Origin of the sequence: Maritalea porphyrae (assembly GCF_030159895.1) — a bacterium.
Lineage (GTDB): Bacteria > Pseudomonadota > Alphaproteobacteria > Rhizobiales > Devosiaceae > Maritalea > Maritalea porphyrae.
In genome coordinates this window covers 180,828-187,929 of record NZ_BSNI01000002.1, presented here as the reverse complement: position 1 = coordinate 187,929, position 7,102 = coordinate 180,828, and the positions used below count along the sequence as shown (strand labels likewise).

At 50.3% G+C, this 7,102-nt stretch carries 7 protein-coding genes and 1 pseudogene; all 8 read left to right on the top strand.

Features of this window, described 5'->3' with window-relative positions:
- Positions 1 to 399, top strand: a pseudogene (locus tag QQL65_RS04375) (methyl-accepting chemotaxis protein); the annotation flags it as partial.
- Between the two features lie 164 nt (positions 400 to 563).
- Complete coding sequence (locus QQL65_RS04370; RefSeq protein ID WP_284362304.1) at positions 564 to 899, top strand: hypothetical protein; 336 nt, start codon at positions 564 to 566, stop codon at positions 897 to 899.
- A 3-nt stretch (positions 900 to 902) separates the two neighbouring features.
- Positions 903 to 2,690: a methyl-accepting chemotaxis protein gene (locus QQL65_RS04365; RefSeq protein ID WP_284362303.1), complete on the top strand. Its 1,788-nt coding sequence runs from the start codon at positions 903 to 905 to the stop codon at positions 2,688 to 2,690.
- 136 nt (positions 2,691 to 2,826) lie between these two features.
- The gene (locus QQL65_RS04360) at positions 2,827 to 3,192 is read left to right on the top strand and encodes a methylglyoxal synthase (protein ID WP_284362302.1); all 366 of its coding nucleotides are present in this window, start codon (positions 2,827 to 2,829) and stop codon (positions 3,190 to 3,192) included.
- 102 nt (positions 3,193 to 3,294) lie between these two features.
- Positions 3,295 to 4,065 carry an ABC transporter ATP-binding protein gene (locus QQL65_RS04355; RefSeq protein WP_284366210.1) on the top strand — a complete coding sequence of 257 codons (771 nt, stop codon included), beginning with the start codon at positions 3,295 to 3,297 and terminating at the stop codon, positions 4,063 to 4,065.
- Positions 4,062 to 4,766, top strand: a complete 705-nt coding sequence (locus QQL65_RS04350) for an ABC transporter ATP-binding protein (RefSeq protein ID WP_348529128.1) — start codon at positions 4,062 to 4,064, stop codon at positions 4,764 to 4,766. The genes QQL65_RS04355 and QQL65_RS04350 overlap by 4 nt, the downstream gene beginning before the upstream one ends.
- A 16-nt stretch (positions 4,767 to 4,782) precedes the next feature.
- Positions 4,783 to 5,775 carry a branched-chain amino acid ABC transporter permease gene (locus tag QQL65_RS04345; RefSeq protein ID WP_284362301.1) on the top strand — a complete coding sequence of 331 codons (993 nt, stop codon included), beginning with the start codon at positions 4,783 to 4,785 and terminating at the stop codon, positions 5,773 to 5,775.
- Positions 5,772 to 7,061, top strand: coding sequence for a branched-chain amino acid ABC transporter permease (locus tag QQL65_RS04340; RefSeq protein ID WP_284362300.1), 1,290 nt, complete (start codon positions 5,772 to 5,774; stop codon positions 7,059 to 7,061). The genes QQL65_RS04345 and QQL65_RS04340 overlap by 4 nt, the downstream gene beginning before the upstream one ends.
- The last annotated feature ends 41 nt before the right edge of the window (positions 7,062 to 7,102 follow it).

The following is a 7,102-nucleotide window of genomic DNA, read 5'->3' as shown; positions in this document are numbered from 1 at the left end:
AACTTGGATGGCATTGTGGAATCTGTACGCGGCGTAACAGCGCTGATGGATGAGATTGCACGCGAAAGCCAAGAACAAGCCACATCAATCAACGATATCTCTCATTCTATCCGCGAGATGGATGAGATGACCCAGCACAATGCGGCTTTGGTTGAAGAAACCAATGCAGCGATTGATCAGACAGAAAGCCAAGCTTCTGAACTTGATCGGGTGGTGGAACAGTTCCGCATTGATGGCAGCCAAGCACCTGCACAATCTCAAGCAGACGAGTATGAGCAAGCACCTCAGAATGCGCCTCAGCAAGATGCGCGTGGGCTGCAGCAAACTGCCGCTAAGGCATATCTGAGCCATGGCAACGCTGCGGTGAAAGAGCCAGATGAAGAATGGCAAGAGTTCTAGTTCAGTTGTGAATTTCTAGGATGAAACGAATTATGCGGCCCGGATAAAAACCGGGCCGTTTTCATTTTTAGTGTACTGCCGCACCCTGCTGCTAACCGCAAATTAACCCTTGGCTGACATATTTTGTTAACCATAGTTTTGCGCATTTTAAGGCATGAGCGGTAATGGCTGAGGAAAAACTTCGAGTACGGGATTTGCTGCCCGCCGTTGGGTTCAGCGGCTTTGCCGTTGTTTTGGGGTTTGTTGGCTATATGCGTGCACCCGAACTCGGCGAAATGGCTGTTGTTTTTCCGCCGTGGGTAGACAGCAATATTGTCGTTCAATCTATCGTTCGATCCGGCGCGCAGTTTATCTCGCCAGCGAGAATGCCAAATGTATTTGTGATCCGCTTGCAATCTGACGAGGTGAAATCTCGATTGCGTGAAAGTGGAGCTGTTTTTTTTGCCGCAGCAACTGGAATTTGCGGACCAGTATCCAAAACGATACTGATAGGGGAGTAGTTTATGTCCATTGAGCAATTGCGGGCTACCGCGGTTAAATACACAATGATCCTTGCTGGTATTTTGGCAGCGGCGGTGTGTGGCGTTGAATACTACTTCCAAGGTGGGTTTCAAATAGGCTCGTTGCTCGCCGTTAGCGGCCTTGGTGCAATCAGCGCGGTGTTTTTTGTGCAGCGCAATGGCGTTGCATTCCGTTTCGCAGCTGTTGCTGTCCTGATGGCGCAAGTGATGGGCCTATTGATTGCTGCCCGCGGATACCCATTCCAAAGCGATATGCATATGGCATTTTTCTCCGCTCTTGCATTTTGTGCTTTGTTTTACGATCACCGTCCGATCATTTTGGGTGCTTTGCTGGTTGTTGCGCACCATCTCTTCTTAGGCATGGCTATTGAGGATCTCGTTTTTTATGGCGGCGGTTCCATTGAACGTGTCTTGTTGCATGGGGTGATTTTGGGCGGTGAAGCGATTGCTTTGGTCTGGATGATGACCAATACCAGACGCCTTTTAGATGTCGCGCAAGAGAAATCGGAATTGGCTGAACTAGAATCTGAGCGTACTCGCGAGGCTTCAGCAGCGCGTGAATTGGCGCAATCTGAATCATCTGATCAACGCGCTCAAATGGTAACTGATTTGCGCGAGGCTTTTGGCGGCGTCGTGTTGGCAGCAGCGGCGGGCGATTTTTCTCGCCGGATTGAGCCAAACTTCCCAGATGATGAACTCAACATGCTCGCCGACGCGGTCAATGAGTTGGTGGAGACCGTAGATCGGGGACTAAGCGATACCGGAGAAGTTCTCTCAGCGCTGGCCAATTATGATTTGACCGTGCGTATGGCGGGCAATTACGAAGGGTCGTTTCTTGAATTGAAGCAGAGCACAAATGCTGTTGCGGAAAGTTTTGCGAATTGTGTCTCGCAAATTGGCGATACCTCTCGGGCTTTGAAGCAAGCGACCACAGAGATTTTGTCTGGCGCAAATGATTTGTCTGAACGCACAACCCGACAAGCCGCATCAATTGAAGAAACATCTGCAACCACAGAGCAGTTGGCGGAAACGGTGCGCGATAACACGGAACGCGCGAAAAAGGCCCAAGGCTCTATTACTGAAGCTCGGTCAGTTGCAGAGCGTGGTGGTCAGGTGATGGCTGAGGCCAACAACGCTATGGAGCGCATCACCAATTCTTCGAGCAAGATCTCAGACATTATTGGTATGATTGACGATATTGCGTTTCAAACCAACTTGTTGGCGTTGAACGCTTCTGTCGAGGCTGCGCGTGCTGGGGAAGCAGGCAAAGGCTTTGCAGTTGTGGCGGTTGAGGTGCGGCGTTTGGCGCAATCAGCAGCACAAGCGTCCTCGGAAGTGAAGGTGCTGATTGAGCAGTCAGCGTCTGAAGTGGAGGGGGGCACAAAACTGGTTTCTCAAGCTTCGGAAAACTTAGATGGCATTGTGGATTCGGTGCGTGGTGTCACCAAGTTGATGGATGAGATTGCGCGGGAGAGCCAAGAACAAGCGGCGTCGATTAGTGACATTTCGCAGTCGATCCGTGAAATGGACCAAATGACCCAGCACAATGCGGCGCTGGTGCAGCAAACCAATTCGTCGATCGACAAAACTGAAGCGCAAGCCAACGAACTGGATCAGATGGTTGAGCGCTTCCACCTTGATGGACGAAAAGCCAAGGCGCAAACGCCAAAACCGACGCAAATTAAACCTGCGCCAAAAGCTGCAAGCGTGCCTGCGGTGCAGGGGAATAACGCAATGCAGCCAGCAGACGAGGATTGGCAAGAGTTCTAACGGCTTGCAAGTTTTTTACACTGTTGATCAATTAATCAACCCGATTAGGTAGAAACCTGATCGGGTTTGCTATATCAAAGCCTATGCGAATGCAGTGTTGAGGAGCAGGTCGGCCTTTGGTTGGCTTGGGCAGAACGTGAAAAAATCTCTTGGGCTTGTTGCCCATGATGAGAAGAAGCAACTTCTTGCTGATTGGTGTTTGGCGCATAAGGACAAACTGTCCTCGCTAGACCTTTATTCGACCGGCACAACCGGCAAAAAAATCATCGATCATACGGGACTTGAATTGACCCGACTTGAAAGCGGACCCTTGGGGGGGGATGCGCAATTAGGGGCCATGATTGCTGAAAAGCGCCTTGACGGTCTTATCTTTTTCATTGATGGCCTTGCCGCAATGCCGCACGATGTTGATGTGAAGGCGCTTATCCGCCTAGCAACAATTTATGACGTGCCGTTTGCATGCAACAGATCAACTGCAAATGCAGTGTTGGAATTGTTCTAAAGACTTAGGGAGGTATTGATTGACCGCTAGGTCGGTTTTAGGGCAGTTTGTCAGACAATAAACTCCGACAAGAGGGGAAATAACGGGGTGAAAAACGATAATATGATTGAGGTGAAAGGGGTCTCCAAGAGTTTTGGAGGGCTCAAAGCCGTTTCAGATTGTTCGTTGCAAGTGGAAAAGGGCTCAATTACGGGTTTGATCGGACCAAACGGTGCGGGCAAAACTACGCTCTTTAACATTGTGGCGGGTACTTTGATGCCGGACCAAGGGCAGATCATCTTTGATGGCGAAGATGTCACCGCACTTAAACCGCACGAACTGCATGCCAAAGGCATGCTACGCACCTTCCAAATTGCACATGAATTCTCGGCAATGACAGCGCTTGAAAACCTAATGGTTGCGGCGTCTGAACAGCCGGGTGAAAGCTTGTTCCAGTCATGGTTCAACATCAAGCATGTGACGGATTTTGATCTGGAAGTGCGCAAGATGGCGCTCGATGTGATCGATTTCTTGCATTTGGGTCATGTGAAGAATGAGCTGGCGGGCAATTTGTCAGGTGGTCAGAAGAAGCTTTTGGAGCTTGGTCGGACCATGATGACAGACGCTAAAGCCGTTTTGCTTGATGAGGTTGCTGCGGGCGTGAACAAAACGCTGCTCAAGGACTTGGCGAGCAATATCCAGCGAATGAACAGAGAATTGGGTTACACCTTTTTTGTGATTGAGCACGATATGGATTTGATCGCTGAACTATGTGACCCGGTAATCGTGATGGCACAAGGCACAAAGATTGCTGAAGGTCCGATGGAAGATATCCGCAACAATCCAGAAATTGTTGAGGCTTATTTCGGCACTGCCGTGGAGGCTGCGTCATGAGTTTGTTGGAAGTCAAAGACGTGCATGGCGGCTATGGCGGCGCCCCCATTCTTAATGGCGTCAACATGGCGATTGAACGTGAAGACATTGGTGTGATTGTTGGGCCAAACGGCGCTGGTAAATCCACCACTCTTAAAGCGATCTTTGGTTTGTTGGAGGTCACGGGCGGCTCGATCACACTTGATGGACAAGAAGTGGCCAACCAGTTGCCAGATAAGCTTGTGCCGTTAGGTCTGAGTTTTGTGCCGCAGGAGTTCAATGTGTTTACAGAGATGTCTGTGCACGAGAACTTGGAAATGGGTGCTTACATTCGTGAGGACGATATCAGCGATACGCTTGATTATGTCTATGAAATGTTCCCGCCACTAAAAGACAAGCGCAAACAAAAAGCCGGTGAATTGTCCGGTGGTCAACGCCAAATGGTCGCGATGGGCCGGGCTTTGATGAGCCAGCCAAAACTATTGTTGCTCGATGAACCGTCCGCTGGGTTAAGTCCACGCTATATGATGGAAATCTTTGAGACGGTTGTGAACGTCAATAAGTCCGGAGTGGGCATATTGATGGTTGAGCAAAATGCACGCCAAGCACTAGAATTCGCCTCAAAAGGCTTTGTGTTGGCAGGGGGTAAAAACCGGTACACAGGGACCGGACGGGAGCTATTGGACGACCCAGAAGTCGCTCAGAGCTTCCTTGGCGGTTAGAGGGGATCTAACTGAAATGAACGAATTTATTTTCTTTTTGAACAAAGTGATCATTTCCGGCGCGACGCTGGGATCGGTCTATGCATTGGGTGCTGTTGGGGTCACGTTGATCTTTGGTATCTTGCGTTTTGCGCACTTTGCGCACGGCGACATGATGACCTTGGGTGCCTTCATTTCCTTTTTGTTGGTTGGTGTATTCCAAGCGATGGGCATTCAAACCCCACTACCAACAGGTTTCATTGTTCTACCGTTTGCGATGGCAATAACGGCGGCGCTAGCACTTGGCATCGATAAAGGCTTTTATGAGCCGCTTCGGGCAAAGGGCGTGAAAACGGTGACGCTGTTGATCGCTTCAATCGGTGTGACCTTGATGCTTCAAGGTCTGATCCGGTTGTTTGCGGGTACGGCTACGCGCAGCTTCTTTGAAAATGAGAAGAAGGACCTTTTCCGGATCAAACTACCAATCGATGGCATTCGCTCAATCAACATTTCTGAACCTCAGATATTGGTGATTGTGACCACATTGATTGCGGTACTTGCCTTGCATTTCTTCCTGACCCGTTCGCGGATTGGTAAAGGCATGCGCGCAATGGCGGACAATCCAAGCCTTGCCCAAGTTTCTGGCATCAACACTGCAGGTGTTGTGCGTGCGACTTGGATAATTGCAGGCAGTTTAGCTGCGATGGCAGGTACCATGCTTGCGTTGGACGTTATCCTGAAACCAGATTTGGCCTTTAACATCGTGTTGCCGATTTTTGCGGCGGCGGTTGTTGGTGGCTTGGGCCATTCATATGGCGCGATTGCTGGCGGCTTCTTAATCGGCTTTGCGGAAACAATGTCTGTTTTCAACTGGTCGATCATGTTCCGTGGGTTTGACAATTTGCCTGATTGGTTCCCAAAAGATCTATCCTTGGTGCCAACCGAATATAAGTTGACCGTCGCCTTTATCATTTTGGTTGTGGTGTTGCTGGTTCGGCCACAAGGTATCTTCAAAGGAGCATCATCATGATTAGACGCGATGCGATTTTGTTTGCCGGTCTTGGCATTATGATCCTGGCGCTGGCGAACTGGTTCTCAGTGCCATACACGCTGCAAATTCTTGTGAATGCGTTTGCCTATGCGCTGATTGCGCTTGGGCTAAACGTTCAGTGGGGCTATGCGGGACTGTTCAACTTTGGTGTGATGGGCTTCTTGATGGTGGGCGGCGCGTCCGCGACATTCATATCCTATCCGCTAAATGATGCCTTTTGGTCGTCCGATGGCCCAATGATGTTGTTTAAGGCGCTTTTGGCGGCGATTGCTGGCGGCGCGCTTATTTGGGGCGTCACGCGCATTCCCAAAAAGGGCAATCTTGCAAAACTGCGTGGGTTCTTGTTGGTGATCGCTTGGGCTGTTGCCTATGTGGTCTATCGCTCACAGATCGATCCAGCTGCGCGCCTGATTGAAGCTGAAGCGGACTTTGTTGGCGGTCTTGGTTTGCCAGCGATCTTTGGTTGGGTATTCGGCGGCATCATGGCGGGCATCATTGCCTATGTGATCGGTAAAATCTGTCTTGGTTTGCGTACCGACTATCTGGCGATTGCCACGATTGGTGTTTCCGAGATTATCCGGGCGTTGATCAAAAACATGGATTGGTTGACCCGTGGTACATTGACCGTGTCGCCAGTGCCTTGGCCAACGCCATTGCCAGCTGACATCACCGCATCTGGTGTTGCGAGCCCTGATATGGCGATCTTGCTGGCACGGTCTGGCTTCTTGGCCATTGTGATGCTTTTGGTTGGGGTCATCTTCTTCTTCTTGCAGCGTGCATATGACGGTCCTTGGGGTCGGATGATGCGTGCGATCCGCGACAACCACATTGCTGCTGGCTCCATCGGTAAAGATGTGACCAAGCGTGAGTTGGAGATTTTCGTGTTGGGCGCCATCCTGATGGGTGTTGGCGGTGCGATTTTGACATCCTACGTGCAGTTGCTTGATCCAAGTGGCTATCAGCCGATCAACCACACCTTTATCGTATGGGTGATGATTATTGTTGGGGGCGCTGGCAACAATTATGGCGCACTATTTGGCGGCATCTTCATCTATATTGTTTGGACGATCTCTGAACCGGCTTCGGTGATTTTGTTCAGCCTGATATCGGATATGTCAGAAGGCGCGGGCATTGGTGCAATTCCAGACATTGAGTCGAGAGCGCTGCAAATGCGTGTGTTCGTGCTCGGTTTGGTGATTACATTTGCGTTGCGCTACGCACCGCAAGGTATGATCCCAGAGCGGGTGCGCACCGAAAAAGAATAGTTGTCAGAAATGATGGACTAAATGCAAAACGCCGCCCATAT

What these genes read in the sequence shown, in the direction of transcription:
- QQL65_RS04370 (WP_284362304.1), top strand. Translation starts at nt 564, where the DNA reads ATGGCTGAGGAAAAACTTCGAGTACGGGATTTGCTGCCCGCCGTTGGG.
- QQL65_RS04365 (WP_284362303.1), top strand. Translation starts at nt 903, where the DNA reads ATGTCCATTGAGCAATTGCGGGCTACCGCGGTTAAATACACAATGATC.
- QQL65_RS04355 (WP_284366210.1), top strand. Translation starts at nt 3,295, where the DNA reads ATGATTGAGGTGAAAGGGGTCTCCAAGAGTTTTGGAGGGCTCAAAGCC.
- QQL65_RS04350 (WP_348529128.1), top strand. Translation starts at nt 4,062, where the DNA reads ATGAGTTTGTTGGAAGTCAAAGACGTGCATGGCGGCTATGGCGGCGCC.
- QQL65_RS04345 (WP_284362301.1), top strand. Translation starts at nt 4,783, where the DNA reads ATGAACGAATTTATTTTCTTTTTGAACAAAGTGATCATTTCCGGCGCG.
- QQL65_RS04340 (WP_284362300.1), top strand. Translation starts at nt 5,772, where the DNA reads ATGATTAGACGCGATGCGATTTTGTTTGCCGGTCTTGGCATTATGATC.